The 25,322-nt window shown below is 67.0% G+C and carries 22 protein-coding genes; 1 reads left to right on the top strand and 21 read right to left on the bottom strand.

The window, feature by feature from the left end; translation table 11 throughout:
- Nucleotides 1–49: 49 nt before the first annotated feature.
- The 20 genes from FGS76_RS03995 to leuC form a co-directional block, all read right to left on the bottom strand.
- Entirely contained in the window at nucleotides 50–2,068 is a 2,019-nt protein-coding gene (locus FGS76_RS03995; RefSeq protein WP_138771342.1) for a transglutaminase TgpA family protein, read from the bottom strand.
- Complete coding sequence (locus FGS76_RS03990) at nucleotides 2,068–3,012, bottom strand: DUF58 domain-containing protein (protein ID WP_138771341.1); 945 nt, start codon at nucleotides 3,010–3,012, stop codon at nucleotides 2,068–2,070. The genes FGS76_RS03995 and FGS76_RS03990 overlap by 1 nt, the downstream gene beginning before the upstream one ends.
- Before the next feature lie 19 nt (nucleotides 3,013–3,031).
- Nucleotides 3,032–3,943, bottom strand: a complete 912-nt coding sequence (locus FGS76_RS03985) for an AAA family ATPase (protein WP_138771340.1) — start codon at nucleotides 3,941–3,943, stop codon at nucleotides 3,032–3,034.
- Between the two features lie 141 nt (nucleotides 3,944–4,084).
- Entirely contained in the window at nucleotides 4,085–5,296 is a 1,212-nt protein-coding gene (locus tag FGS76_RS03980; protein ID WP_138771339.1) for an O-succinylhomoserine sulfhydrylase, read from the bottom strand.
- Nucleotides 5,297–5,327: 31 nt separating this feature from the next.
- Nucleotides 5,328–6,857, bottom strand: coding sequence for an amidophosphoribosyltransferase (gene purF / locus FGS76_RS03975; protein WP_138771338.1), 1,530 nt, complete (start codon nucleotides 6,855–6,857; stop codon nucleotides 5,328–5,330).
- A gap of 34 nt (nucleotides 6,858–6,891) precedes the next feature.
- Nucleotides 6,892–7,386 (bottom strand): CvpA family protein, encoded by a 495-nt coding sequence (locus FGS76_RS03970; protein ID WP_138771337.1) that lies wholly within the window; start codon nucleotides 7,384–7,386, stop codon nucleotides 6,892–6,894.
- Nucleotides 7,387–7,463: 77 nt separating this feature from the next.
- Nucleotides 7,464–8,078 carry an SPOR domain-containing protein gene (locus tag FGS76_RS03965; RefSeq protein ID WP_138771336.1) on the bottom strand — a complete coding sequence of 205 codons (615 nt, stop codon included), beginning with the start codon at nucleotides 8,076–8,078 and terminating at the stop codon, nucleotides 7,464–7,466.
- Nucleotides 8,079–8,091: 13 nt separating this feature from the next.
- Nucleotides 8,092–9,345, bottom strand: a complete 1,254-nt coding sequence (locus FGS76_RS03960; RefSeq protein WP_138771335.1) for a bifunctional folylpolyglutamate synthase/dihydrofolate synthase — start codon at nucleotides 9,343–9,345, stop codon at nucleotides 8,092–8,094.
- A 23-nt stretch (nucleotides 9,346–9,368) separates the two neighbouring features.
- Nucleotides 9,369–10,253, bottom strand: coding sequence for an acetyl-CoA carboxylase, carboxyltransferase subunit beta (gene accD / locus FGS76_RS03955; protein ID WP_138771334.1), 885 nt, complete (start codon nucleotides 10,251–10,253; stop codon nucleotides 9,369–9,371).
- A 22-nt stretch (nucleotides 10,254–10,275) separates the two neighbouring features.
- The gene (trpA, locus tag FGS76_RS03950; protein WP_138771333.1) at nucleotides 10,276–11,082 is read right to left on the bottom strand and encodes a tryptophan synthase subunit alpha; all 807 of its coding nucleotides are present in this window, start codon (nucleotides 11,080–11,082) and stop codon (nucleotides 10,276–10,278) included.
- Between the two features lie 21 nt (nucleotides 11,083–11,103).
- Nucleotides 11,104–12,333 carry a tryptophan synthase subunit beta gene (gene trpB / locus FGS76_RS03945; protein ID WP_138771332.1) on the bottom strand — a complete coding sequence of 410 codons (1,230 nt, stop codon included), beginning with the start codon at nucleotides 12,331–12,333 and terminating at the stop codon, nucleotides 11,104–11,106.
- A gap of 74 nt (nucleotides 12,334–12,407) precedes the next feature.
- Nucleotides 12,408–13,052, bottom strand: a complete 645-nt coding sequence (locus FGS76_RS03940) for a phosphoribosylanthranilate isomerase (protein ID WP_138771331.1) — start codon at nucleotides 13,050–13,052, stop codon at nucleotides 12,408–12,410.
- A gap of 37 nt (nucleotides 13,053–13,089) precedes the next feature.
- Nucleotides 13,090–13,899 carry a tRNA pseudouridine(38-40) synthase TruA gene (truA, locus tag FGS76_RS03935; RefSeq protein WP_138771330.1) on the bottom strand — a complete coding sequence of 270 codons (810 nt, stop codon included), beginning with the start codon at nucleotides 13,897–13,899 and terminating at the stop codon, nucleotides 13,090–13,092.
- Between the two features lie 130 nt (nucleotides 13,900–14,029).
- Nucleotides 14,030–17,197, bottom strand: coding sequence for a motility hub landmark protein FimV (locus FGS76_RS03930; RefSeq protein WP_138771329.1), 3,168 nt, complete (start codon nucleotides 17,195–17,197; stop codon nucleotides 14,030–14,032).
- A gap of 155 nt (nucleotides 17,198–17,352) precedes the next feature.
- Complete coding sequence (locus FGS76_RS03925; protein WP_138771328.1) at nucleotides 17,353–18,372, bottom strand: aspartate-semialdehyde dehydrogenase; 1,020 nt, start codon at nucleotides 18,370–18,372, stop codon at nucleotides 17,353–17,355.
- Complete coding sequence (asd, locus tag FGS76_RS03920; protein WP_138771327.1) at nucleotides 18,372–19,484, bottom strand: aspartate-semialdehyde dehydrogenase; 1,113 nt, start codon at nucleotides 19,482–19,484, stop codon at nucleotides 18,372–18,374. The genes FGS76_RS03925 and asd overlap by 1 nt, the downstream gene beginning before the upstream one ends.
- Before the next feature lie 69 nt (nucleotides 19,485–19,553).
- Nucleotides 19,554–20,630 (bottom strand): 3-isopropylmalate dehydrogenase, encoded by a 1,077-nt coding sequence (leuB, locus tag FGS76_RS03915; RefSeq protein ID WP_138771326.1) that lies wholly within the window; start codon nucleotides 20,628–20,630, stop codon nucleotides 19,554–19,556.
- Nucleotides 20,631–20,661: 31 nt separating this feature from the next.
- Nucleotides 20,662–21,090, bottom strand: coding sequence for a hypothetical protein (locus FGS76_RS03910; RefSeq protein WP_138771325.1), 429 nt, complete (start codon nucleotides 21,088–21,090; stop codon nucleotides 20,662–20,664).
- Nucleotides 21,091–21,105: 15 nt separating this feature from the next.
- A complete protein-coding gene (gene leuD / locus FGS76_RS03905) occupies nucleotides 21,106–21,759 on the bottom strand; it encodes a 3-isopropylmalate dehydratase small subunit (RefSeq protein ID WP_138771324.1) in 654 nt (217 codons plus the stop codon).
- 12 nt (nucleotides 21,760–21,771) lie between these two features.
- Nucleotides 21,772–23,187: a 3-isopropylmalate dehydratase large subunit gene (gene leuC, locus FGS76_RS03900; RefSeq protein WP_138771323.1), complete on the bottom strand. Its 1,416-nt coding sequence runs from the start codon at nucleotides 23,185–23,187 to the stop codon at nucleotides 21,772–21,774.
- A gap of 173 nt (nucleotides 23,188–23,360) precedes the next feature.
- Between leuC and FGS76_RS03895 the strand changes: the two genes are divergently transcribed.
- Nucleotides 23,361–24,230: a LysR family transcriptional regulator gene (locus tag FGS76_RS03895; RefSeq protein ID WP_138771322.1), complete on the top strand. Its 870-nt coding sequence runs from the start codon at nucleotides 23,361–23,363 to the stop codon at nucleotides 24,228–24,230.
- A gap of 3 nt (nucleotides 24,231–24,233) precedes the next feature.
- Here FGS76_RS03895 and pcaQ read toward each other — a convergent pair whose 3' ends face one another.
- Nucleotides 24,234–25,163: a pca operon transcription factor PcaQ gene (pcaQ, locus tag FGS76_RS03890; protein WP_138771321.1), complete on the bottom strand. Its 930-nt coding sequence runs from the start codon at nucleotides 25,161–25,163 to the stop codon at nucleotides 24,234–24,236.
- Nucleotides 25,164–25,322 lie beyond the last annotated feature (159 nt).

The following is a 25,322-nucleotide window of genomic DNA, read 5'->3' as shown; positions in this document are numbered from 1 at the left end:
ATGCTAACCAGCCATTGCCACGGCGGCCAGCCCGGTCCGGAGCAGCGGTTCAGCGGCCCAGGGCGCGCAGCAATGCGCGCCGGCGGCGCGCCAGCTGGCGTAATTGGCCACCGGAAGGTTCCTGGTCGAGCCGATAGGCCAGATATTCGAAGTAACGACGCCAATGGCCGGCGGCGGTGGCGGCACCGGGCCAGCGGCCGCTCACCGCGCTCTGCACGGCGGCGGAGGACGCTTCGGGCAGCTCCAGTCCGCGCCGCCGCAGGGCCTGACGCAAGCGCCGGAATTCCCGCTCCAGGGGCCGGGTGGGATCGTCCCGCCGGCGACTCAGCACCAGCAGCGCCAACAGCGCGGTGGTCACCAGCACCGCCACCAGCAGGGCCAGGGCGATGCGCGTGGCGGTGACCGCGCCCAGTAGACGTTCCAGGAAGGCCCGCTGCTGATCCTGGCGGTAGCCGAGCACCCATTTCTGCCAGTTGAAGTCCACATAGTCGGCCCACTGCTGCAGCTGGAACAGCAGCGGCACCCGGTTGAACGCGCCGCCGCCCTCGCCGTCCTGGTCGGCGCCCAGGTTGCGCAGGGTCTGGCGCAGGCCCAGCTCGATGCGCTCCGGGGCCACCGCGGCGGTGGGGTCCACCCGCTGCCAGCGGCCGTCCAGCCACACTTCGCTCCAGGCGTGGGCGTCGTACTGGCGGACCTGGAGATAATCGCCGTTGGCCTCGCCGCCCTGGTAGCCGGCCACCACCCGGGCGGGGATGCCGGCGGCGCGCATCAGGAAGGTGAAGCTGGAAGCGTAGTGCTCGCAGAAGCCGCGCCGGGTGTCGAACAGAAAGCGGTCCACGGTATCGCCGGTGACCGGCGGCGGCTCCAGGGTGTAGAAGAACGGCTGCTGGCGGAAATAATCCAGCGCCGCCCGCACCAGGGCGTCGTCCTGGCGGTAGCGGCGGCGCCATTCGCCGGCCAGACGCCGGGCCCGGGCATTGCCCTGCTCCGGCAGACTCAGCATCAGCTCGCGCTCGGCGCCGTCCAGGGTGGCGCCGGCGCCGGCGGCGGGCACGCTGCGCACCCGGTAGCTCAGCGGCCCGGTGACCGGGGCATCCGCCACCAGTCGCAGATCCCGGGCCAGGGCCAGGCCATCCAGGTCGGTGAACGGCACCGCCAGGGCGTACAGCCAGCGTTGCTGGCTGGGCGCCATGATCACCCGGTAACGCCAGGCCGGGCCGCTGTCGGCGGCGCGCAGGTCACGGTACCAGTCCGGCTGCGGGCCCCGGCCGCCGTAGACGGTGTCCCGGTCGCTCCAGCCCGGCGGCCGCGCCTGGCGCCAGGTGGTGCCGTCGAAGTAGCTGTAGGTGAGGCCCCGCCAATAGCGCTGCCGGGGCGGCGGCGCCTGCCCCTCGAACTGCACCCGGAATGCCAGCTCGGCGGATTCGGTGAGGCGGCTGACCTGGCCCGGCGACATGCTGTCGCTCATGCCGGTGCGTGCCTGGCCGCTGTCCAGCTGCATGTTCCAGAGCGGCGCCACCCGGGGCACCAGCACGAACAGAATGGCGGCCAGCGGCAGCGCCTGCAGCAGCATCACCGCCGCCACGCCCAGGTGCTGGCGGCGGCGGGCATGGGTATCGCTGTAGTTGATGCCGGCCAGGCTGGCGGTGAGCAGCGCCAGGCAGCCGATCACGTAGAGGGCGGCCAGCGGCCCCTGGTGAAACAGCAGAATGGTGGCGCACACGAAATAGCCCAGCACGATCAGCACATAGGCGTCCCGTTTGCTGACCAGTTCCAGGTATTTCAGAGCGAACAGCGCGGTGATCAGGGCGCTGCCGGCCTCCGGGCCGTGCAGCCGGCCGTAGCTTTGCCAGGTGGCGGCCACCGTGGCCAGCAGCAGAACCAGCCGCACCAGCCGGCCGGGCAAGGCCAGCCGCTGGCGGTCCACCAGCGCCCGCCAGCCCAGCACCAGCAGCAGCAAGCCGCTTTGCCACCAGGGGCCATCGCTGAGCTGGGGCAGCGAGGTGGCGATGATCGCCAGGGTCAGCCAGCCACGGGCGTGGCTGGGCACCTGGTAGATGCGCGCCATCAGTCCGCCTCCCCGTGGCGGGCCAGCAGGTCCAGGGCCCGCCGCCGCTGCTCGTCGCCCTGCCCCGGTGGCAGTTCGGCGCCGGGCAGCCAGAGCGCGAAGGGGCGATTTTCCCGGCTCAGCTGCAATACCCAATCACACAGGATCGACAGGCGCTGCTCCACCGGCACCCCCTCCAGCAGGTCGTAGCGCAGCCACAACCGGCCGCTGGCCGGTTCATCGAACAGTTTGACGTTAAGGCCCCGGCCCCGGGCGTAGCCCTTCCAGTCCACCTGGGTCAGCGCATCACCGGGCACATAGCCGCGCAAACCGCGAAACTCCTCGCTGCCGTTCTGCGCGGCCGGGGCCGGGCGCCGCTCCCGGTCGCCGCCCCGGGCCGGACACTCGGCGCCCTGCTGGGGCCGGGGCCAGGCCAGGCACACCTGATCCAGGGCCACCAGGGACCAGGCGCGCAGCAGGCCCAGGGGATAGCGGCTTTCCACCCGTAGCCTGGGCGGCCGGCGGGCGCCGCGCCGGGTCAGTGGCAGGTTCAGCCACAGCCCGGTTTCCTCGTTGCGCTCCACGCTGACTTCCTGGGCGGTTTGCTCCAGCCAGCGCAGCCACAGGGCGCGGTGACCGCGCCGGCGGGCGATCAGCACCACTTCCAGACTGCCCTGCCCGCCGACAAAACCGGAGCGGGCGCCACCGGCGCGCAGGGTCAGGCCGGAAAGGTTGCGGTAGGTGTGAAGAATGGCGACCACGAACAGGCCGATCATCAGAAAGCAGAGGCCGAGAATCAGGTTGTTCTCGTAATTGATGCCACCGAAAAACAGCAGCACCGCCACCAGCAGATAGAGATAGCCGTAGCCACTGGGCAGGATGAAGATGCCCCGTTGATCGAGCCGCACCTGACGGGCGCGGGGCAGGCGCCGGTCGAGCCAGCGTTGCCAGGCGTTACGGACCATGGCACCTCCTCGGCCGGTGTCAGCCGCGCACCACCGGCACGGTCTGCAACAGGGACTGGGTGATCGCCGCCACCTGGCCGCCCTCGCGGGGCTGCAGGCGGTGCTCCGCCACCGACGGCCACACCGCCTGCACATCCTCGGGCAGCACATAGTCGCGGTTATGGATCAAAGCCCAGGCGCGGGCCGCGCGCAGCAGGCCGAGACCGGCCCGGGGCGACAGGCCGGCGGCGAAGCGGTCGTCGGCGCGGGTGGCTTCCAGCAGGCGCTGCACATAGTCGATCAGATCGCGGCTGGCGCGCACCTTGCCCACATGGGCGATCAGTTTGACCAGCCCGGCGGGTTCGATCACCGGGCGCAGTTCGCGCACGGCCTCGCGCAGGTCGCCGCCGGCCAGCAGTTCCAGTTCCACCTCCGGGGCCGGGTAGCCCAGGGAGATGCGCATCAGGAACCGGTCCAGTTGGGATTCGGGCAGCACGAAGGTGCCGGCCTGGGTCACCGGGTTCTGGGTGGCGACCACGAAGAACGGCGACGGCAGCGGCCGGGTCAGGCCGTCCAGGGTAACCTGGCGCTCTTCCATGGCCTCCAGCAACGCGCCCTGGGTCTTCGGCGTGGCCCGGTTGATTTCATCGGCCAGCAGCAGCTGGCTAAACACCGGGCCCTCGCGCAGGCTGAACTCACCGGATTCGGGATCGAACAGGGAAACGCCGAGAATGTCGGCGGGCAGCATGTCGCTGGTGAACTGCACCCGGCGGTAATCCAGCCGGAACACCCGCGCCAGGGCATGGGCCAGGGTGGTCTTCCCCATCCCCGGCAAATCCTCGATCAGCAGATGCCCGCCGGCGAGCAAACAGGCCAGAGCCAGTTTCAGTTGTTCCGGCTTCCCCAGCACCACGCTGCCGACCCGGGCCAGGGCGTTGTCCAGTGCCTGCATAAAAACCCCAAAGGAGAAAGTTACAAGTTAAAAGTTGAAACGCGAAGGGAGCGTCGTGATCCGGCCGGGCCGTGCCCGCGGTCGAAGCGGCCGGCGCCCGCCGGCCCCTTTTAACTTTTCACTTTCAACTTTGAACTGGTTTTAGAAACCCAGCGCCGTGATCCCCCGCGCCAAATCCCGTTTGAGATCGTCCACGTCCTCCAAGCCTACCGCGATACGGATCAGGTTGTCGGTGATACCCGCCCGTTTTTTTTCCTCCGGGTCGACGCGGCCGTGGGTGGTGGAGCCGGGGTGGGTGATGGTGGATTTCACATCACCCAGGTTGGCGGTGATCGACATCAGTTCCGTACCGTCGATAAAGCGCCAGGCGGCCTGGCGGTCGGCGCGGCCGTCACTGTCTTCCACCTCGATCGCCAGCACCGCGCCGAAGCCGCTTTGCTGGCGGGCCGCCAGGGCGTGCTGGGGGTGACTTTCCAGGCCGGCGTAATGGACCTTGGCGATGCCCGGCTGCTGTTCCAGCCAGCGTGCCAGTTCCAGGGTGTTGGCGGAGTGAGCCTTCATGCGCAGGCCCAGGGTTTCCAGCCCCTTGAGGAACACCCAGGCGTTGAACGGGCTCATGCTGGGGCCGGCGGAGCGCACGAAACCGTGCACTTCCTTGATCAGGTCCGCCGGGCCGACCACGGCGCCGCCCAGGCAGCGGCCCTGGCCGTCGATGTACTTGGTGGCGCTGTGGATCACCAGATCCGCGCCCAGGGCGATGGGCTTTTGCAGGGCCGGCGTGCAGAAACAGTTATCCACCACCAGCAGCGCGCCATTGTCGTGGGCCAGCTTGGCCAGCGCCTGGATATCGCCCACCTCGGACAACGGGTTGGACGGGGTTTCCAGAAACAGCATTTTGGTTTCCGGACGAATCGCCGCCCGCCACTGGTCCAGATCGTCCAGGTCAACCAGGGTGGTGTCGATATTGAATTTCTTCAGATAGCGGCTGTAGATCACGTTGGTGGTACCGAACACACTGCGTGAACTGATCACGTGATCGCCGGGGGCCAGCAGCGCGAAGAAGGTGCTGCTGATGGCCGCCATGCCGGACGCCAGGGCCTGGCACTGTTCGCCCCCTTCCAGGGCCGCCAGGCGCTGCTCAAAGGCGCGCACCGTGGGGTTGGTGAAGCGGGAGTAAACGTTGCCGGGCTGCTCGCCGGAAAAACGGGCGGCGGCCTCGGCGGCGCTGTTATAGACGAAGCTGGAGGTGAGGAAGATCGGATCCGAGTGCGACATCTCGTCGGTGCGCAGCTGCGCCCAACGGATGGCCAGGGTGTCGGTGTGAAAATCGTTCGGATCCGGTTTGTCGCTCATTGCCTTCTCGGTACGGGTGAAATATTCAGGCTCAGTTGGAGTTGTGCAGGTCGATCACTTCGTTATCGGCCAGGGCGCGGGTCTTTTCGCGGTTTTTCTTGGCGCCGTCGCTGCGCCGGGCTTCCAGGTCATCCAGGTAATTCTGATCGATGTTACCGGCCAGATAGTGGCCATTGAACACCGAGCAATCAAACTCCCGGATGGTGGCGTTGCCTTCCTTGCAGGCGTTCACCAGGTCGTCCAGCTCCTGATAGATCAGCTTGTCGGCGCCGATCAGCTGGCAGACTTCCTCGGTGGTGCGGCCATGGGCGATCAGCTCGCTGGCGGCGGGCATATCGATGCCATACACATTGGGGAATTTCACCGCCGGCGCGGCGGAGGCGAAGTAGACCTTGCGCGCGCCCGCTTCACGGGCCATCTGGATGATCTCGTGGCAGGTGGTACCGCGCACGATGGAGTCGTCCACCAGCAGCACGTTCTTGCCGGAAAATTCCAGCTCGATGGCGTTGAGCTTCTGGCGCACGGATTTCCGCCGCTGTTGCTGGCCGGGCATGATGAAGGTGCGGCCGATGTAGCGGTTCTTGATAAAGCCTTCCCGGTATTTCAGGTTGAGCCGGTTGGCCATCTGCAGCGCCGAGGTACGGCTGGTGTCCGGAATCGGAATCACCACGTCGATGTCGTGGTCCGGCCATTCGCGCTCGATCTTCTCCGCCAGCTTTTCGCCCATGCGCAGACGGGCTTTGTAGACGGAGATGTCGTCGATGATGGAGTCCGGCCGCGCCAGATAGACCTGCTCGAAGATACAGGGATTCAGTTCCGGCTCGTCATAGCACTGGCGGGTGTGCGCCTCGCCGTCGGCGGTGATGTAGATCGCCTCGCCGGGGGCCAGGTCACGCTCCAGCTGGAAGCCCAGCGAGGACAGCGCCACCGATTCGGAGGCCACCATGTATTCCGGGCCGTGCTCGGTGTCCTTGCGGCCGAAGCACACCGGACGAATGCCGCGCGGGTCGCGGAACGCCAGGATGCCGTAGCCGGTGATCATCGCCACCACCGCGTAGGCGCCCTCGGCGCGGCGGTGCACCGCCGCCACCGCGTCAAAGATGTCGTCCGGCTCCGGGCGCAGCTTGCCCTTGCCGCGCTCGTGCAGCTCGTGGGCGAACACGTTCAACAGCACCTCGGAGTCCGAGGTGGTGTTGATATGGCGCAGGTCCGAGCGGTACAGATGCTCGGCCAGCACCTCGGAATTGGTCAGGTTGCCGTTGTGCGCCAGGGTGATGCCATAGGGCGAGTTGACGTAGAACGGCTGCGCCTCCGCCGAGCTGGAGCTGCCGGCGGTGGGATAGCGCACATGGCCGATGCCCATGTTGCCGACCAGCCGGCGCATGTGGCGGTTGCGGAATACGTCCCGCACCATGCCATTGTCCTTGCGCAGGAACAGGCGATCGCCGTCGCAGGTGACGATGCCGGCGGCGTCCTGGCCGCGGTGCTGCAGAACCGTCAAGGCGTCATAGATCGCCTGGTTCACGTAGGAGTGGCCGACAATGCCAACAATGCCGCACATTTGCGTATCCTCTAGCTTGCTTGACTAACCGGGGTTAGCTTCCGCTGACGTTCATGAGATAAGCGATCAGGTCTCCGGCGACGCGCCGCGTCCAGTCCTCCAGCATGGCGAAATGCGGGACCAGCATCGACTGTTGCCACCAGACATCCTGGGCGAAGAGATGGTGGCCCAGAGCCACCAACACAACCACCACCAGGGCACCACGCAGGGCCCCGAATACCATGCCCAACAGACGATCGGTGCCACTCAGACCAGTGACACGAATCAGTTCGCCGAGCAAATGACTGATCAGAGCACCCACCACCAGCGTGATCGCGAACAGCACGCCGAACGCCACCGCCAGGCGCAGGCTGGGTGTTTCGATGGAATCGGCCAGGAGCAATGTCAGGGCCGGACTGAACAGGCGCGCGACCACGAAGGCGGCCACCCAGGTCAGCAGGGAAAACGCTTCGCGCGTAAAACCGCGTCGCACACTGAGTAGTGCCGATACGGCGATGATGAACAGAATGATGCCGTCTGCCAGATTCATGAACACGCGCGTGGTTGGAACAGGCGGCAAAGTCTACCAGAGCGGCCGGACCCGTCCCAGGGCTTTATGGTGGCGCTTCACGGCACGAACGGCCTGACCAGGCCGTCCAGGGCGAAGGTTTTGTCGGCGGCCAGACGCTGGCGCAGGGCATCGGCGTCGGCGCGGCGGACCTCCGGGCCCACGAACACCCGCTCCCAGGTATTGTTGTCCTGGCTGACGGTGCGGTGGTAGGCGTTGTAGCCACTGCCGCGCAGCCGTTTCACCAGCGCCTCGGCGTTGCCGGCATCACTGAAACTGGCCACCTGCACGGTGAAGGCCGGCGCCGGACCGTCCTCGATATCCGGGGAGGAATCCTTCGCCGGGGCCACGGCGGCGGGCGGCGCCGGTTCAGGCTCGGCGGTCTTCGGTTGCGCCGCCGGCTGCTTCGGTTGTTCCGGTGTCGACAACGCGCGTTCGCCGGCGTCGAGCACCGCCTGGCGTTCCTCGTCGATCTGGTCGTCGGTGGCGGCCCGTTCTTCCTCGCTGACCACCGGCGCCACCTCCGGCTCACTGACCGGCGGCGGCTCGGGAATACTCATGTCCAGCGCCACGCGCACCTGGTCCGGCGTGCGCAGCACCAAGGGCGCCAGGATCGCGGCCAGTAGCAGCAACAGCAGCAAACCGATCAGGCGTTGGCGGGTTTTCACATGCATGGGGCGGCCCTGTTCAGTCCTTGCAGTCCGTGGAATCCTCGTCCATGGCGTCGAGCGCCTCGGCGACGGTGTAGAAGGATCCCACGATCAACACCTGGTCTCCAGCCCCGCAATCGTCCACCGCCCGCCGCAGGGCCTCGGCCACGGACGCGCAGGGGGTGGCCGTGGTGTCCGCCGGCAACGCCGCCGCCAGCCGCTCCACGGGGGCGGCCCGGGGCAGATCCGGCCGCGCCAGATACCAGTGGGCGGGCCGCTCGGCGAGCAGCGCGACCACCTCCTCCACCGGCTTGTCCGCCATCATGCCGAGCACGATACGGCGGCGGCCGGCACAGGGTGGCAGCCGTTCGCGCAGCCGGGTCACCGCTTCCAGGTTATGGCCCACGTCGAGCACGCACTGGGCGCCCCGGTAACGGCGCACCTGGCAGCGGCCCACCAGGCCGGTGTCGGCCACCCGATGGGGCAGATCGCCGGCCGGCGCCAGGCCGGCGGCGGCCAGCGCCTGGCAGGCGGTGGCCAGATTGTCGGAGCCCAGGCGCGCCGGCAGTGGCAGCGGATAGCGGCGCAGGCGCTCGCCCACGCGGATCGCCAGATGGGAGTCCGCCACCCGGTATTCACGGCCGGCGCGCAGCGGCACCACGCCGAGTCTGTCGATTTCCTGATCCAGGTTGGCGGGGGCGTCCAGTTCGCCGTACACCAGTGGCCGGCCGGCCCGGCCGATGCCCAGTTTCTCCACCGCCACCTTTTCACGGCTGTCGCCCAGCCAGTCGGTGTGGTCCAGGCCCACCGAGGTGACCACCGCCACGTCCGCGTCGATCAGGTTGACCGCGTCCAGGCGCCCACCCAGGCCCACTTCCAGTACCGCCAGGTCGGCGCCGCTGTCGCGGAACAGCCACAGCCCGGCCAGGGTGGTGAACTCAAAATAGGTCAACGGCGTGTCGCCCCGGGCCGCCTCCACCGCTTCGAACGCCGCGCACAGGGGTTGGTCCGCCACCGGCCCATCGGGCAGGCGGACACGCTCGTTGAAACGTTGCAGGTGCGGGGAGGTATAGACACAGACGCCCAGGCCGGCGGTTTCCGCCAGGGCCTGGATCAGGGCCACCACGGACCCCTTGCCGTTGGTGCCGGCCACGGTGATCACCGGCATCGGCAGCCGGTCCACGCCGAGCCGGGCGGCCACCTCACGCAGGCGCTCCAGCCCCAGCTCGATTTCACTGGGGTGGAGACGCTCTATGCGGGCAAGCCAGCCGTCGAGCCGGGAGGTATTCATGGTCGCGGATTCACGGACAACGCTCAGGCGTCGTCCGCCAGTTCCGCCAGCGGTGCGCCGGTCAGGTTGGCGAGCACCCGGTGCAGGGTGTCGCGCAGGTGCTGACGTTCCACGATCATGTCGATGGCACCGTGTTCGAGCAGGAACTCACTGCGCTGGAAGCCTTCCGGCAGCTTCTGGCGCACGGTCTGCTCGATCACCCGGGGGCCGGCGAAGCCGATCAGGGCATTGGGCTCGGCCACGTTCAGGTCGCCGAGCATGGCCAGGGACGCGGACACGCCGCCGTACACCGGATCGGTGAGCACGGAAATAAACGGCAGGCCGGCCTCGCGCATGCGCTCCAGGGCGGCGGAGGTCTTGGCCATCTGCATCAGCGAGAACAGTGCTTCCTGCATGCGCGCCCCGCCGCTGGCGGCGAAGCAGATCAGCGGCAGGCGCTGTTCCAGGCACACGTCCACGGCGCGCACGAAGCGCTCGCCCACCACCGAGCCCATGGAGCCGCCCATGAAGCGGAACTCGAACGCCACCGCCACCAGCGGCATGTCGTGCAGCCGGCCCTTCATGGCCACCAGGGCGTCTTTCTCCTGGGTGTCCTTCTGGGCGGCGGTGATGCGGTCCTTGTATTTCTTCGAGTCCTTGAACTTGAGGCGGTCCACCGGGGCCAGGTCGGCGCCGATCTCGGTGGTCTGCCCTTCGTCCAGGAACATGCGCAGCCGTTTGCGCGCGCCCACCCGCAGGTGGTGGCCGCATTTCGGGCACACGTCCTGATTGCGTTCCAGTTCCGGCCGGTACAGGGCGCTGTCACAGCGCGGGCACTTTCGCCACAGCCCCTCGGGGATGTTGCTGCGCCGGTTCTCCTGGGAACGGCGCACCGTGGGAAGAATCTTTTCCAGCCAGTTATTGCTCATCGCTCGAGCCTTTTCCAGGTGATCAATGCTTGTCCATGGCGGCGCGCATGTCGGCGAGAATCCCGGACACCGCCCGGCTAATGGCCATGGGGTCATCGGCGTGTTCGGCGACCTGGTTGACCAGGGCACTGCCCACCACCACGCCATCGGCCACGCGACTCACCGCCTGCGCCGATTGCGCGTCCTTGATACCAAAGCCCACACCGATGGGCAATTGCGCCAGGTTGCGAATTGTTTCAACCCGCGCCGCCACTTCCTCCACATTGAGGCTGGCGGAGCCGGTGACGCCCTTCACGGACACGTAATACAGGTAGCCGCTGGCGGCCTTGGCGATGCGCGCGATGCGCGCGTCGGTGGTGGTCGGCGCCACCAGGAAAATCAGATCCACGCCCCGTTCCTTGAACAGCGGCGCGATCTCGTCGCATTCCTCCGGCGGCAGATCCACCAGCAGCACGCCGTCCACGCCCACTTCCAGGCAGGTCTCGGCGAAGCGCTCGTAGCCCATGCATTCCACCGGGTTCAGGTAACCCATCAGCACCACCGGCGTGGCGTCGTCGCCACGGCGGAATTCGCGCACCATGGCGAGCACGTCGCGCAGGCCGGTGCCGGCGGCCAGGGCCCGCTCACAGGCTTTCTGGATCACCGGACCATCGGCCATCGGGTCGGAGAACGGCACCCCCAGCTCGATCACGTCGGCGCCGGCCTTCACCATGGCGTGCATCAACGGCACCGTGATCTCCAGACCCGGGTCGCCGGCGGTGATGTAGGGAATCAGGGCCTTGCGCCGGTCTTGTTTGAGCTGCGCGAAGGTGGTTTCAATTCGGCTCATTGTGCGTGGTCTCCCCGATTCTCAAAAGTTGATGCCATCGATTTCCGCCACCGTCAGGATGTCCTTGTCGCCACGGCCGGACAGGTTGACGATGATGTCCTGATCCTTGCCCATGGTGGGCGCCAGCTTGCGGGCATAGGCCAGGGCGTGGGCGGATTCCAGCGCCGGCATGATGCCTTCCACGCGGGTCAGCTCACGGAACGCGGCCAGCGCTTCCTGGTCATCGGCGGCCACATAGCTGACCCGTCCCAGGTCCTTCAACCAGGCGTGTTCCGGGCCCACCCCCGGGTAGTCGAGGCCGGCGGACACCGAGTGGGTCTCGATAATCTGGCCGTTGTCGTCTTCCATCAGGTAGGTGCGGTTGCCGTGCAGCACGCCGGGCCGGCCGTCGCTGAGCGGCGCCGCGTGGCGGCCGGTGGCGACGCCGTCGCCGGCGGCTTCCACGCCGTACATGGCGACGCTTTCATCGTTGAGGAACGGGTGGAACAGGCCGATGGCGTTGGAGCCGCCGCCCACGCAGGCGACCAGGGCGTCCGGCAGTTTGCCGGCCTGCTTGAGGCTCTGTTCGCGGGCCTCGCGGCCGATCACCGACTGGAAGTCGCGCACCAGCATCGGGTACGGGTGCGGCCCGGCCACGGTGCCGATGATGTAGAAGGTGTCGTCCACGTTGGTGACCCAGTCACGCATGGCCTCGTTCATGGCGTCCTTGAGGGTGCGCGAACCGGAGGTCACCGGAATCACCTCGGCGCCCAGCAGCTTCATGCGGTACACATTGAGGCGCTGGCGGCGGATGTCTTCCTCGCCCATGAACACATGGCATTCCAGGCCCAGGCGGGCGGCCACCGTGGCCGAGGCCACGCCGTGCTGGCCGGCGCCGGTCTCGGCGATCACCCGCTTCTTGCCCATGTGCCGGGCCAGCAGCGCCTGGCCGATGGTGTTGTTCACCTTGTGGGCACCGGTGTGGTTCAGGTCCTCACGCTTGAGCCAGATGCGCGCGCCACCCAATTGCCCGGTCCAGCGTTCCGCCAGATACAGCGGCGAGGGACGACCCACGTAATGGGCCAGGTCATGATCGAAATCAGCCTGGAATTGCGGGTCGTCCTTGAGCCGGCGGTACATGGTCTCCAGCTCATCGAGGGCGGCCATCAGGGTTTCGGAGACGAAGCGTCCGCCGAACTGCCCGAAGTGCCCGCGCGCGTCGGGGAAAGCCCCATAGTCCGGGGATTGAGTGCTGTCAGGACGTTGAGTCACCTGTTGCTCCTTGAGTTCATGGTGCCTGATTCTTAGGGCCCGCCCCGCCCGGGCGGCGCTGGCAGGCGCGCGGCTCAGACCCGGGCGGCGCGGATAAAGGCGCTTACCGCGTCCGGGTCCTTGATGCCGCCGCGCCGGCGGCCCTGCTCATCGAACGCTTCCACCCCGCCGCTCACGTCCACCGCCCAGGGACGTACCGTGCGTACCGCCTCCGCCACGTTGCCGGCGTCCAGGCCGCCGGCCAGGATCAGCGGCAGCGCCAGGTCGGCGGGCAAACGGGACCAGTCGAACCGCTCGCCGGTGCCGCCGGGCACGCCGGGCACGTAGCTGTCCACCAGCAGGCCACGGGCGCCGGCGGCGGCGAACCGGCGCGCCTCGGCGGCCGGATCCGCGCCGTCGCGCATGCGCAGGGCCTTGATCCAGGGACGCCGGAACGCGGCGCCGTATTCCGGCGTTTCATCGCCATGGAATTGCAGCAGGTCCAGGGGAGCCTGGTCGAGGATGCCGGCGACGGTGTCCGGCGCGGCGTCCACGAACAGGCCCACCGTGGTCACCAGCGGCGGTAACGCGGCGATGATCTCGGCGGCGAGCCGGGGCGTCACGTAACGGGAGCTGGCCGGATGGAATACCAGGCCGATGGCATCGGCTCCGGCGAGGGCGGCGTGGAGGCCGTCCTCGGGGCGGGTGATGCCGCAGATTTTGACCCGGGGTGCGTTCATGCGAAATCCATCATAGCAGACCGAAGCGAGCAAGGCGTCAATTATGACCGTCGGCGAGGCCGCTGAGCCAGAGCGGACCCAGTGGTTCCCGGGGCAGCGCGAAGCGCTCCGGATAGCCGATCTCCACCAGGTAGAGCCCGTAGGGCGGCGCGGTGACCCCGCCCCGGGTGCGGTCGCGGGCTTCCAGCACCTCCGCCGCCCACTCCGGCGGCCGGTAGCCGGCGCCGATGGCCATCAGCACGCCGGCCATATTGCGCACCATGTGCATCAGGAAGGCGTTGGCCTCCACTTCCAGCACGATCATCTCGCCGTGCCGGCGGATCTCGAACCGGGTCAGGTCCTTGACCGGCGATTTGGCCTGGCAGTGCACGCTGCGGTAGGAGGTGAAATCGTGGGTGCCGATCAGATGGCGGCTGGCGGCGGTCATCGCCTCCACATCCAGGGGCCGGTAATTCCAGGTCACCTGGCGGCGGAACAGGGCCGGCGGCGTGGCATGGTTGTAGATCACATACCGATAGCGCCGCCGATAGGCACTGAACCGGGCATGGAAGTCGTCATCGATGGGCACCGCCCAGCGGATCGCCGCGTCGTCGGGCAAAAAGCGGTTGCCGCCCATCAGCCAGGCCTTCATGTCCCGGGGCGCATCGGAATCGAAATGGCACACCTGGCCGGTGGCGTGCACGCCGGTATCGGTGCGCCCGGCGCAGATCAGCGTGACCGGATGATCCGCCACCCGGGATAGGGCGGTCTCCACCACCTGCTGAACCGTGCGCACCCCCGGCTGCTGGGTTTGCCAGCCATGGAAGCCGCTGCCGTCATACTCCACCGCCACCGCGATTCGCGTCATCTTCGGTCCACGTAAAGCCCATAGGAAAGGGGCGGTGCCTTTGGCACCGCCCCTGCGCTGTAGTTTAGCGTATTTTTACGGGAATCGCGGCTGAAGCCGCGCCTCAAAGAGTCGCCGCGATGGCGAAGACTCAACCGACCCGGGACAGCAACTCCCGGGCTTCGCCCTGCTGCTCCTCACTGCCCTCGCTGAGCACTTCGTTGAGGATGTCGCGGGCGCCTTCGGCGTCACCCATATCGATATAGGCCCGCGCCAGGTCCAGCTTGGTGGCGTTCTCGTCGGTTTCGCCGAGGAAGTCGAAGTCATCGTCGTCGCCGAGCATATCGTCACCCTCCACGCCGCCCGGGGCCGGCTCCGACGGGCTACCGGCCAGCGGGCCCTGGTCGTCCAGATCCAGGCTCAGATCATCGAGGCTCTCGTCCCGCGCCGGCTCCGGCTGGTCGTCGTTGAACGCCAGGTCGCTGTCCAGGTCACTGTCCAGGGCGCGGTCGCCGGGGGCATCGCCGTCGTCCAATTCCAGATCGTCCAGGGACAGCTCCAGATCACCCAGCCCGGCGTCGGACGACGGCTGGTCGGCGGCCCCGGAAGCCAGGCTGGCGCCCTGCCCCCGGTCGTCATCCAGCTCCACGTCCAGGTCGTCCAGTTCCAGATCATCCAGGTCCAGTTCCATCAGGCCGTCGTCATCCCGGTCCTCGGCGGACGGTTTGTCGCTGCGGCCCTCCAGGGCGGCCAGTTCTTCCTCGGTGAACGAGGTATCGGACACATCCGTGCCGGTGTCCTCGTCCAGGGTGAATTCGAAGCTGTCGTCGTCCTGGTCGTCGCTTTCCGCGCCGAAGTCCAGGTCATCCAGTTCCAGCGGCTGGTCGCGGTCCGCCAGGGGCTGGTCCCGGTCGGCCAGGGCCGGGGCACGGTCGTCGCCGGCCGGCTCCTCATCGTCGAGCCGGAAGTCGAAGTCTTCCAGGTCCAGGCCGTCGTCGTCCTCTTCCGGTTCGCCGGTGCTGTCGCCATAGGCATGGCCGCCGAGCACGGTTTCATCGGAGCCGGACAGGTCCGAGGCGAGATCCAGTTCCAGGTCATCCAGGGACAGTTCCTCGTCTTCCTGGCCGTCCTCTTCCGGATCATCGGCAATGGCCGCGTAGTCCTGGTCGTCCTCGTCGGCGGGCGCCGGCCCGCCGGCGGCGGTGGCGTCTCCGCCCAGCCGCTTGATGGCCGCGTCCACCGCCACGCTGGTGCCGGCGAACATGGCCGCTTGCTGCCGGAACCCGCTGTCGTCGTTGGTTTCGCGCAGCAGCTCCAGCAGCCGGATTTTCAGATCCGCCCGCTCCGGCGCCTGATTGATCTCATTGCGCAGGAAGTCCACCGCCTGCGGGTACTGGCCGTAGGCCACATAGACATCGGCGCGCTCCATGGGGTCCATGTGCTCGTCGTCCAGGTCGTCCTCGGGCACCGCCTGGGCGTCCATGCTGGACGTGCCCTGGTCCCCGGCATTCACCGGAGTGGTATCAAAGTCGCCGTCGTCGTCATCGGCAAAGCCGGGGCCACCGAAGCCGTCGTCGCCGTTATCGTTGTCGTCATCCTTGCCCTGGTCGGCCTGGCGGCGGCGCACTGCCAGCAGAATCAGCAGCAGCAACACCGCCAGGGCGGCGCCGATATAGAGCAGATTGGCCATGATCATATCGACGAAGCCGCCGCCGCTGTTGGCGGCGGGGGCCGGCTTCGGCTTGGCCGGCGCGGTGGCGGGGTTGCTGTCCGCTCCGGCCTGGGCGTTGGCCTTGGCTTGAGCCTGGGCTGATGCCGGGTCTTGGGCATCGCCGCCGGTGTCGTTTTGGTCGGCGTTATCGGCGCCGTCGGCCCGGTCGGTGCCGTTGCCGCCCGGGTTGTTGGCCATGGACTCGTTGTTGGTCGTGGACCCGGCGGTTTCGCCGTTGGGGCCCACGGCGCCGTCACCGATGCCGCCGTCCGGTTCCACCGGCATGGGGGTGGCCGGTTCTTCCAGCAGTTGCGGGTCCACTTCCACGCCCTGCTCTTCGCTGAGGCGGCGCAGTTGGTCCTGGAGCGCGGCGATTTTTTCGTTGCGCAGTTCCAGCAGACGCTGGCTGATGCTGACCTGATCGTCCAGGTCACCGATGCGGCTGCGCAGTTCGTCGTTCTCCCGGCGCAGGCTGTCCAGGTTTTCCTCGCGGATCGCCAGCTCGTTCTGCAGCGCGGCGGTGTTGGCGCCGCCGCCCTGGGTGCCGGTACCGTCACCGTCGCCGACCCCTTCGGTGCTGTCCGGGGTCACCAGGGTGACCCGGCCTTCGCCGTCGCCGGCGGCACGGGTGTCGCCACCGTCGCGGCCGGTGGCGTCCACCGGCGCCGCGTCCGCCGGCGCCTGGCGCTGCTCACGCAGGCGCTGCCATTGTTGATTCTGGGTGGCCACCCGGGCCAGGGCATCCCGGTTGGAGAGCCGGCGCACCTGATCACCGTCGGGCAGGCGCAGCACGGCGCCTTCCCGAACCAGGTTCACGTTATCGTTGATAAAGGCGTCCGGATTGCTTTCCTGGATCGCCAGCATCATCTGCTGCACGGACACATCGGTGCCCGGCCGGGTGCGGTCGGCGATCCGCCAGAGCGTGTCGGAGGCACGCACCCGGTAGGTTTCCGGGGTGCCGCCGGCGGCATTGGCGGAGGTATTGGTGGCCGCCGGACGGGGGGCAACCCGCGGCCGTTCGGCGACCGCCGGGCGTTCAGGCGCCGGGCGTTCGGCGGCGGGACGGGCCGGTTGCGGACGTGCCGGTTGCGGACGTTCTGACTGCGGACGTTCGGATTGGGGGCGGGCCGGCTGCGGCCGGGCCGGCGTCGGCACCGGGCTGGTGGCGCGCGGCGGCGCCTCGGAGCGGGCCGGGCTGACCCCGCTGTCACTGCCGTAGCTGGGCGGGTCCAGCAGGATGGTGTATTCGCGCATCAGGCGGCCGGTGGGCCAGAGAAATTCCACCAGAAAATCGAGATAGGGTTCGCGCACCGGCTGATCGGAGGTGATGTGCAACTCACCCCGCTTACCGTCCAGCGTCACCTGGAAGTTCAGGTCATTGAGGAAATAGCCCCGTTCCACGCCGGCGGCGTCGAACTGTTCCTGGGACGCAAGCTCCACCAGGATCTGCTCCCGGGACAGATCGCCCAGGTCCTGCAGCTCCACGGTCATGTCCAGGGGCTCGTTAAGGTAGGAGTTCAGCCGATACTCGCCCACCCCCAGTGCAGCCGATAACCCCGGCGTCAGCGTCGCCAGAGTGATAATGCCTATCCCAAGTTTTCGGAGCATCAATCGAACCCTTTACTTATTATCCCATCCCCGCTCAGAGGCCCCATGCGCTGGCATCCCCGCGCCACCCCAGCTGGGCAGTGGCAACACCGGATTGTGCAGGATCCTGGACACATCACCTAGAAACTGTGTCACATAATCCCGCTAAGTATTCATTACAGATAGTCTTTTATCAACTTCTCCACCAGCAGCACCGCGTTGTACGCCGCGCCGGTCTTGATGTTGTCCGCCACCGTCCAGAAACTCAATGCGCCCTGGCCGTCGATGTCCTCGCGCACCCGCGCCAGCCGCACCCCCAGATCAGCGCGAATCTGCGACACCGGCGAGGCGCTGCCAAGATCCTCGCCGCCGCTGTCCATCTGCAGGCCCGGGGCCCGGTCCCAGCAGGCTTCCGCCTGGGCCAGGCCCATCGGCAGAGTGCCCTGCACGGTGACCGTCTGGGCGATGCCGTGGAACACCGGCACCTGCACGCAGCTCACGTCCACCGCCAGTTCCGGCTGCCCCAGCACGCGCCGGGTTTCCAGCATCAGTTTCAATTCCTCGCTGGTGTAGCCGTTGTCCTGCAGACGACCGGCCACTGGCAGCAGATTGAAGGCGTGCTGGGCGTCGCCGCCCTCCTGGGCGTCCAGACCGTTAAGCAGACGGGCGCTCTGCCGGGCCAGCCGTTCCACGCCGTTGCGGCCCGCCGCCGAGGCGCCCTGCAACTGGGTCACCGACACCCGCAGCAGATCGCCCAGTTCCTGCAGCGGCTTGAGGGCCAGCAGCAGCTGCACGGTGGCCGCGTCCGGGGCGGCCACGATGTTGCGCTCCCGGGCCGCCTCCAGCTGTTCCTCGTTGACGCCGGCGGCCACCAGCGGCACGTCCGGTTCATAGCGGAACGCCGGCGACAGATCCAGGACCAGTGCCCCGGCGTCCGCCGCCCGGGGCGCCAGCTCCTGGGACACCCGGGCACCGGCGGCGAACACCGCCAGCTGCACCCGGGAAAAGTCGAAGTCCTCGGCCTTGCCAACCTTATAGTTGCGCTTGCCCACCTGAAGGGTCTTGCCCAGGCTGTTCTCGGAGGCCAGAACGAACAACTCGCCGATCGGAAGCTTCCGATCAGCGAGCAGTTCGAGAAAGGCCTCGCCTACCAGGCCGGTGGCTCCCACCACGGCCAGATCGACGGTGCTTGTCATCAGTGCTCCAGCAAAATGCGCAGCATGCGGCGCAGCGGTTCCGCGGCGCCCCACAGAAGCTGGTCGCCCACGGTGAAGGCGTTCAGGTATTCACCGCCCATGTTGAGTTTCCGCAGACGACCCACGGGAACGGACAGAGTACCGGTAACGGCGGTGGGCGTCAGGTCGCGCAGGGTGGCTTCCTTCTCGTTGGGCACTACTTTTACCCAATCGTTGGCCTGACCCACCAGCTGGTAGATCTCGTCCAGGGGCACGTCGCGGGTCAGCTTCACGGTGAGCGCCTGGGCGTGGCAGCGCATGGCGCCGATGCGCACGCAGGTGCCGTCCAGCGGGATCGGCTGATCGCCACGGCCGAGGATCTTGTTGGTCTCGGCCTGGGCCTTCCACTCTTCCTTGCTCTGGCCGTTTTCCATTTCCTTGTCGATCCAGGGCAGCAGGGAGCCGGCCAGGGAGTGACCGAAATGCTCGGTGGGCAGATCGGCGCCGCGCATGGTCGCCGCCACCTGGCTGTCGATGTCCAGGATGGCGCTGGCCGGGTCCGCCAGTTTGTCCGCCACATCGCCGTGGATCTTGCCCATCTGGGCAATCAGCTCACGCATGTTCTGGGCACCGGCGCCGGAGGCCGCCTGGTAGGTCTGGGCGCTGGCCCATTCCACCAGGCCGGCGTTGAACAGGCCGCCGAGGGCCATCAGCATCAGGCTGACGGTGCAGTTGCCGCCCACGTAGTCCTTGATGCCCTTATCCAGAGCCTGGTCGATCACGCCCCGGTTCACCGGGTCCAGCACGATCACGCTGTTGTCCGCCATGCGCAGGGCGGAGGCGGCGTCGATCCAGTAGCCGTCCCAACCCGCTTCACGGAGCTTGGGGTACACCTCATTGGTGTAGTCGCCGCCCTGGCAGGTAACGATCACGTCCAGCTGTTTCAGTTCATCGATGCTCTTGGCGTCGCCGAGCACCGCGATGTCCTTACCCACGTCCGGGCCCTGCTGGCCCACCTGGGAGGTGGAGAAAAATACCGGCTCGATGTCCTTAAAGTCGTTCTCCGCGCGCATACGGTCCATGAGCACGGAGCCCACCATGCCACGCCAACCTACAAAACCGACTTTCTTCATTGAGTCTGTTCTCCTGAAGAGCGTACCGCCCTTCTCTATTTTTCCATGGATGAACGGGGTGGCGATCGGTCAGCCGTTGACCAGTGCTTCGGCCACGGCGGCGCCCATTTCCCCGGTGCTCACCTTGCGGGTGCCCTCGGTGTGAATATCCGCGGTTCGCAGTCCCTGATCCAGCACCTTTTCCACCGCCGCCTCAATGGCGTCGGCCACATCGCCCCGCTGCAGGCTGTAACGCATCAGCATGGCCAGCGACATGATCGTGGCCAGCGGGTTGGCGATGCCCTGCCCGGCGATATCCGGCGCCGAGCCGTGGCAGGGTTCGTACAGGCCCTTGCGGTTTTCGTCCAGGGACGCGGAGGGCAACATACCGATGGAGCCGGTGAGCATGGCGGCTTCATCGGAGAGGATGTCACCGAACAGGTTGCCGGTGACGATCACGTCGAATTGTTTGGGCGCGCGCACCAGCTGCATGGCGGCGTTGTCCACGTACATGTGCGACAGCTCGATCTCCGGGTAGGCCTTGGCCTCCTCGGTGACCACTTCCTTCCACAGCTCGGTGACTTCCAGCACATTGGCCTTGTCCACCGAGCACACGCGCTTGCCGCGCTGCATGGCCAGGTCGAAGGCGACCCGGGCGATGCGCTTCATTTCCGATTCGGAGTACACATAGGTGTTGAAGCCGACGCGCTCGCCGTTCTCTTCCTTGATGCCGCGCGGCTGGCCGAAATAGATGCCACCGGTCAGCTCACGGACGATCAGGATATCCAGGCCCGACACCACTTCCGGCTTGAGGCTGGAAGCGCCGGCCAGTTGCGGGAACAGGATCGCCGGGCGCAGGTTGGCGAACAGGCCCAGGGACGAACGCAGCCGCAGCAGGCCGCGCTCCGGGCGCTTGTCGCGCTCGATGGTGTCCCACTTGGGCCCGCCGATGCTGCCGAACAGAATGGCATCGGCGGCCCGGGCCTTCTCCAGGGTACTTTCGGGCAGCGGATCACCCTCGGCGTCGTAGGCGGCACCGCCCACCAGGCCGTGATCCAGGTCGATGTCCAGGCCAAAGCGCGCCTTGGCGGCGTCCAGCACCCGCAGGGCTTCGTCGACGATTTCCGGACCAATCCCGTCGCCGGGCAACACCAGAATACTGCTCATTCAAATTCCTTAAACTTTTGAATCACCCTGTTCAGAACAGGGTCTCGTCATAAATGTTGACCACGCCACTGCCCGCCGGCACCAGCACGGCGCTGTAGGGCCTGTCGCCCTCGCCTTCGCCGACCCAAATCAGGTAGTCCGCGCCGGCCTGGAAATCATGGCTCAGAGTGCCGAAGCGCAAAGTGCCCTGGTGGTCGGCGGAAAATGCCACGCTGTGCTCGCCGGGCTCCAGAAATACCCTTTGCTTGCCGCCGGTTTCCGCCAGCCGTTCACCGTCCACCTTGAGCATCGCCACGATGCTTTCGCCTGCGCCGCGCTCCCCATTGCCGCCAAACATGGTCTCGATACTCAGCCGGGCTTTGGGAGCGCCGTCCCCGGGCGGCTCGTACAGGGCGGTACCGGTACACCCGGTGACCGCCATGGCCAGGGCCAGCAACAGGACAGCGCTACAAACTCTCATTCCCGCCTCTTCACTTTATTGTGGTTGCGGCTCCTGGAAAACCCAAGGCTCGGCGGCCTGGCGGCGGCTTTCGTAATCACGAATCGCATCCGCCTGCTGCAGGGACAGGCCGATCTCGTCCAGGCCGTTGAGCAGGCAGTGTTTGCGGAAGCCGTCGATCTCGAACGGCAGCGCCTCGCCCTCGGCGGTCAGTACCTGCTGATTTTCCAGATCGATGGTGAGCCGGAAGTCGTCGCTGGCCGCCTCGGCCTTGAAAAGGTTCTCAACGGTAGCGTCCGGCAACACGATCGGCAACAGGCCGTTCTTGAAGCAGTTATTGTAGAAAATGTCGGCGTAACTGGGCGCGATGATCGCCTTGAAGCCGAAATCCATCAGTGCCCAGGGGGCGTGCTCACGGCTGGAGCCGCAGCCGAAGTTGCGGCGGGTGAGCAGCACGCTGGCGCCCTGGTACTCGGGCTTGTTGAGCACGAAGTCCGGGTTTTTCGGGCGTACGTCGTTGTCCTGGCCGGGCTGACCTTCGTCCAGATAACGCCACTCGTCGAACAGATTGGGACCGAAGCCGGTGCGTTTGATCGACTTCAGAAACTGCTTGGGAATGATCTGGTCGGTGTCCACGTTGGCGCGATCAAGGGGCGCCACCAGGCCAGTATGTTTAACGAATTTTTCCATGATGACCGCTCCTTACGCGTCCAAATCACGAATATCGACGAAGTGACCGGCCACCGCGGCGGCGGCGGCCATGGCCGGGCTCACCAGATGGGTGCGGCCACCGTTGCCCTGGCGCCCCTCGAAGTTGCGGTTCGAGGTGGACGCACAGTGCTCGCCGGGCTGCAAACGGTCCGGGTTCATGGCCAGGCACATGGAGCAGCCGGGCTGACGCCATTCGAAGCCCGCTTCCAGGAAGATCTTGTCCAGGCCTTCCTTCTCGGCTTGCTGTTTGACCACGCCGGAACCGGGCACCACCAGCACCTGTTTCACCGAGTCCGCTTTCTTGCGGCCCTTGATCACCGCGGCGGCGGCGCGCAGGTCCTCGATGCGGGAGTTGGTGCAGGAGCCGATGAACACCCGGTCCACGCGGATATCACTGACCTTGCTGCCCGGCTTGAGGCCCATGTATTCATAGGCCCGCTTCATGCCGGAGCGTTTCACCTCGTCCTGCTCGGCGTCCGGGTCCGGCAACAGGGCGTCCACCGGCACCACCATTTCCGGGCTGGTGCCCCAGGACACCTGGGGTTTGATGTCGGCGGCATCGATCTCCACCACGGTGTCGAAGCGGGCGTCGTCGTCGGACACCAGGGTGCGCCAGTAGGCTTCCGCCTTGTCCCAGTCCGCGCCCTTGGGGGCCGCCGGGCGGTCGCGCACGTAGTCGATGGTGGTGTCGTCCACCGCCACCATGCCGGCGCGGGCACCGGCCTCGATGGACATATTGCAGACCGTCATGCGGCCTTCCAGGCTCAGGGAGCGGATGGCGCTGCCGGCGAACTCGATGGCATGGCCGGTGCCGCCGGCGGTGCCAATGATGCCGATAATGTGCAGCACCACGTCCTTGGCGGTGACGCCGGGACCGAGATCGCCGTCCACCCGTACCAGCATGTTCTTCATCTTGCTGGCCACCAGGGTCTGGGTGGCCAACACATGCTCCACCTCACTGGTGCCGATGCCGTGGGCCAGGCAGGCCAGCGCGCCGTTGGTGGAGGTGTGGGAGTCGCCGCACACCACCGTCATGCCGGGCAGTACCGCGCCCTGCTCCGGCGCCATCACGTGCACGATGCCCTGGCGCACGTCGCCAATGCCGTACTCGGTGATGCCGAACTCACGGGTGTTGTCCTGCAGGGTGGTGACCTGCAGGCGGGAGGTTTCGTCCTCGATGTCCGCCGCGCTGTTGAACGGCGTGGTCGGCACGTTGTGGTCGATGGTGGCCACCGAGGCACCGGCGCGCCACGGCTGGCGGCCGGCCAGACGCAGGCCCTCGAACGCCTGCGGCGAGGTCACTTCGTGGATGATCTGCCGGTCGATGTAGATCAGCGCCGAGCCGTCTTCGCGTTCGGCGACCAGGTGGGCATCCCACAATTTGTCGTAAAGCGTCTTGCCAGCCATAGGTCTTGTCCTGGTCCTGGTTCAAAGGGGAAATCATCAGGGTAGGCACACCATACGCAGGGGCATTCGATAATTCCAATTCATATTTTTTATGTTTAGGATTCCATTTGGTTATCTGAAAACACCACCGTCAAAGTCACTATCACGGACACCGGCAACGGAGCCCCCTGCCCATGGACACCCACTCCCTCACGGTTTTCACCGCCGTGGCCGAAAGCGGCTCGTTCTCCACCGCCGCCGAGCGACTGTTCCTCACCCAGCCGGCGGTGAGTAAACGGATCGCCCAGCTGGAGCAGCAACTGGGCACCCGCCTGTTCGACCGGGTGGGCCGCCGCATCCGCCTCACCGAGGCCGGCGAGGCGCTGCTGCCCCGGGCCCGTCAGGTGCTGCTCGACCTGGAGGACATGGGCCGGGCGATCAGCAACCTTACCGGCCGGGTGGCCGGCACCCTGCGCATCGGCACCAGCCACCATATCGGCCTGCACCGTCTGCCGCCGGTGCTGCGGCGCTTTTCCCGGGACTACCCGGAGGTGCGCCTGGATATCCAGTTCATCGACTCCGAGGAAGCCTGGGAAGGGGTGCTCCACGGCGACCTGGAACTGGGCGTGGTGACCCTGCCGCCCCGCCCGGACGGCCGCCTGCACACCCAGACCGTGTGGAACGATCCGCTGGTGTTCATGTGCGCCCCGGAGCACCCGCTGACCCGGCACCGGGACCTGACCCTGGATGCCCTGACCCGCTACAGCGCCATCCTGCCCTCCCCGGCCACCTTCACCCGGGGTATCGTCGAACAGTTGTTCCACGAACAGCAGGCGGCGCTGAATATTTCCATGTCCACCAACTATCTGGAGACCATCCATATGATGGTCGCCATCGGCCTGGGCTGGAGCGTGCTGCCCGCCACCATGCTCGACGATCAGGTGGTGACCCTGAACGTGGACACGCCGCTGCCGGTGCGCAAACTGGGGGTGGTCACCCACCCGGGCCGCAGCCGCTCCAACGCGGCGCGGGCGTTTCTGGAGATTCTGCAGGCCGACGGCTAAGGGTCACTGCCCCAGCGGCCGCAGGTGGCGGGTCTGGGACAACAGAATCTGCGTGATCTGACGGGTGGCGGCGTCCATCTCCTGGTCCTTGCGCCGGATCACCCCCACCGGGTCACTGGTGTTCTCAATCGGGTCGGCGAGCAGGCTGAGCAGGCCCGCCTCGATGTAATCCTCCACCACCCCGTAGGAAATCATCCACACCGCGTCGGAGCCGCGCAGAAAAGAGCGCCCGAAGGTGTTGGAGACGGTTTCGATCACGGTGCCCGGCATCGGGATGCCCAGATTGGTCAGCGCCTGCTCGACCAGGGGCCGGATGCGCGTGCCCACCGGCGGCAATAGAAACGGATAGCCGCTCACATCGCGCAGCCGCACGCCGCCGGACTGACACAGCGGATGGCCGGCCCGGGCCACCAGCACCAGCGGCTCCGCGTAGAGGTGCTTGAATTCCAGCTGCTGCATGTCGTCCGGCGAGCCGATCCGCGCCACCACCAGGTCCACCTTGCCCCGGTGCAGCAGCTCCAGAAGATGCTGGTTATGGCCGGTGAGCAGGGAGAAATTCACCGAGCGCCGGGTTTCCTCCAGAAAGCGGCTGGTGGCGCGGGGCAGAAAGCGCGCCGCCACCGTGGGCAGCACGCCCAGGCGCACTTCGATGCGCGGTGCGCTGGGGTCCGCCTGCAGGCCGTCGTAGCCCTGCTCCAGGGACGCCATGCCGGCCGCCGCGTAATGAAAGAACAGCTCCCCCTGGTGGGTCAGCTTGACCCCGGAACGGTCCCGCACCACCAGCCGGTGGCCCACGATCTCTTCAAGCTCATTGAGGGTTTTGGTCACCGCCGCCTGGGTGATGTTCAGGGCGGTGGCCGCTTCGCGGAGATAGCGGGATCGCGCGGCGGACAGAAAGCACTGGAAATGACGCAGCTTAAGACGCCGGTCCATGGGGTTCTCCTTGTTATTGGTTAACCCAAGGTTAACTTCGGGTCCCGTTTTTTCAATTTAATTAATAAAAAGCCTTTCCTATAGTCCCGGTTCAACGGCACTTCCCACGCCTCCCCCGCCCTGTTTTTTCCCGTGGCTCCGGCCCCGGGGCGGGACGCT

Origin of the sequence: Alloalcanivorax gelatiniphagus (genome assembly GCF_005938655.1) — a bacterium.
In the GTDB taxonomy this organism is placed as follows: Bacteria; Pseudomonadota; Gammaproteobacteria; order Pseudomonadales; family Alcanivoracaceae; genus Alloalcanivorax; species Alloalcanivorax gelatiniphagus.
Note: the sequence above shows the minus strand (reverse complement) of the source record. Positions and strands in the feature narration are given on the sequence as shown.

Excerpts from the sequence above, each read along its gene's own strand:
- FGS76_RS03995 (WP_138771342.1), bottom strand. The coding sequence starts at position 2,068 with ATGGCGCGCATCTACCAGGTGCCCAGCCACGCCCGTGGCTGGCTGACC.
- FGS76_RS03990 (WP_138771341.1), bottom strand. The coding sequence starts at position 3,012 with ATGGTCCGTAACGCCTGGCAACGCTGGCTCGACCGGCGCCTGCCCCGC.
- FGS76_RS03985 (WP_138771340.1), bottom strand. The coding sequence starts at position 3,943 with ATGCAGGCACTGGACAACGCCCTGGCCCGGGTCGGCAGCGTGGTGCTG.
- FGS76_RS03980 (WP_138771339.1), bottom strand. The coding sequence starts at position 5,296 with ATGAGCGACAAACCGGATCCGAACGATTTTCACACCGACACCCTGGCC.
- purF (WP_138771338.1), bottom strand. The coding sequence starts at position 6,857 with ATGTGCGGCATTGTTGGCATTGTCGGCCACTCCTACGTGAACCAGGCG.
- FGS76_RS03970 (WP_138771337.1), bottom strand. The coding sequence starts at position 7,386 with ATGAATCTGGCAGACGGCATCATTCTGTTCATCATCGCCGTATCGGCA.
- FGS76_RS03965 (WP_138771336.1), bottom strand. The coding sequence starts at position 8,078 with ATGCATGTGAAAACCCGCCAACGCCTGATCGGTTTGCTGCTGTTGCTG.
- FGS76_RS03960 (WP_138771335.1), bottom strand. The coding sequence starts at position 9,345 with ATGAATACCTCCCGGCTCGACGGCTGGCTTGCCCGCATAGAGCGTCTC.
- accD (WP_138771334.1), bottom strand. The coding sequence starts at position 10,253 with ATGAGCAATAACTGGCTGGAAAAGATTCTTCCCACGGTGCGCCGTTCC.
- trpA (WP_138771333.1), bottom strand. The coding sequence starts at position 11,082 with ATGAGCCGAATTGAAACCACCTTCGCGCAGCTCAAACAAGACCGGCGC.
- FGS76_RS03940 (WP_138771331.1), bottom strand. The coding sequence starts at position 13,052 with ATGAACGCACCCCGGGTCAAAATCTGCGGCATCACCCGCCCCGAGGAC.
- truA (WP_138771330.1), bottom strand. The coding sequence starts at position 13,899 with ATGACGCGAATCGCGGTGGCGGTGGAGTATGACGGCAGCGGCTTCCAT.
- FGS76_RS03930 (WP_138771329.1), bottom strand. The coding sequence starts at position 17,197 with ATGCTCCGAAAACTTGGGATAGGCATTATCACTCTGGCGACGCTGACG.
- FGS76_RS03925 (WP_138771328.1), bottom strand. The coding sequence starts at position 18,372 with ATGACAAGCACCGTCGATCTGGCCGTGGTGGGAGCCACCGGCCTGGTA.
- asd (WP_138771327.1), bottom strand. The coding sequence starts at position 19,484 with ATGAAGAAAGTCGGTTTTGTAGGTTGGCGTGGCATGGTGGGCTCCGTG.
- leuB (WP_138771326.1), bottom strand. The coding sequence starts at position 20,630 with ATGAGCAGTATTCTGGTGTTGCCCGGCGACGGGATTGGTCCGGAAATC.
- FGS76_RS03910 (WP_138771325.1), bottom strand. The coding sequence starts at position 21,090 with ATGAGAGTTTGTAGCGCTGTCCTGTTGCTGGCCCTGGCCATGGCGGTC.
- leuD (WP_138771324.1), bottom strand. The coding sequence starts at position 21,759 with ATGGAAAAATTCGTTAAACATACTGGCCTGGTGGCGCCCCTTGATCGC.
- leuC (WP_138771323.1), bottom strand. The coding sequence starts at position 23,187 with ATGGCTGGCAAGACGCTTTACGACAAATTGTGGGATGCCCACCTGGTC.
- FGS76_RS03895 (WP_138771322.1), top strand. The coding sequence starts at position 23,361 with ATGGACACCCACTCCCTCACGGTTTTCACCGCCGTGGCCGAAAGCGGC.
- pcaQ (WP_138771321.1), bottom strand. The coding sequence starts at position 25,163 with ATGGACCGGCGTCTTAAGCTGCGTCATTTCCAGTGCTTTCTGTCCGCC.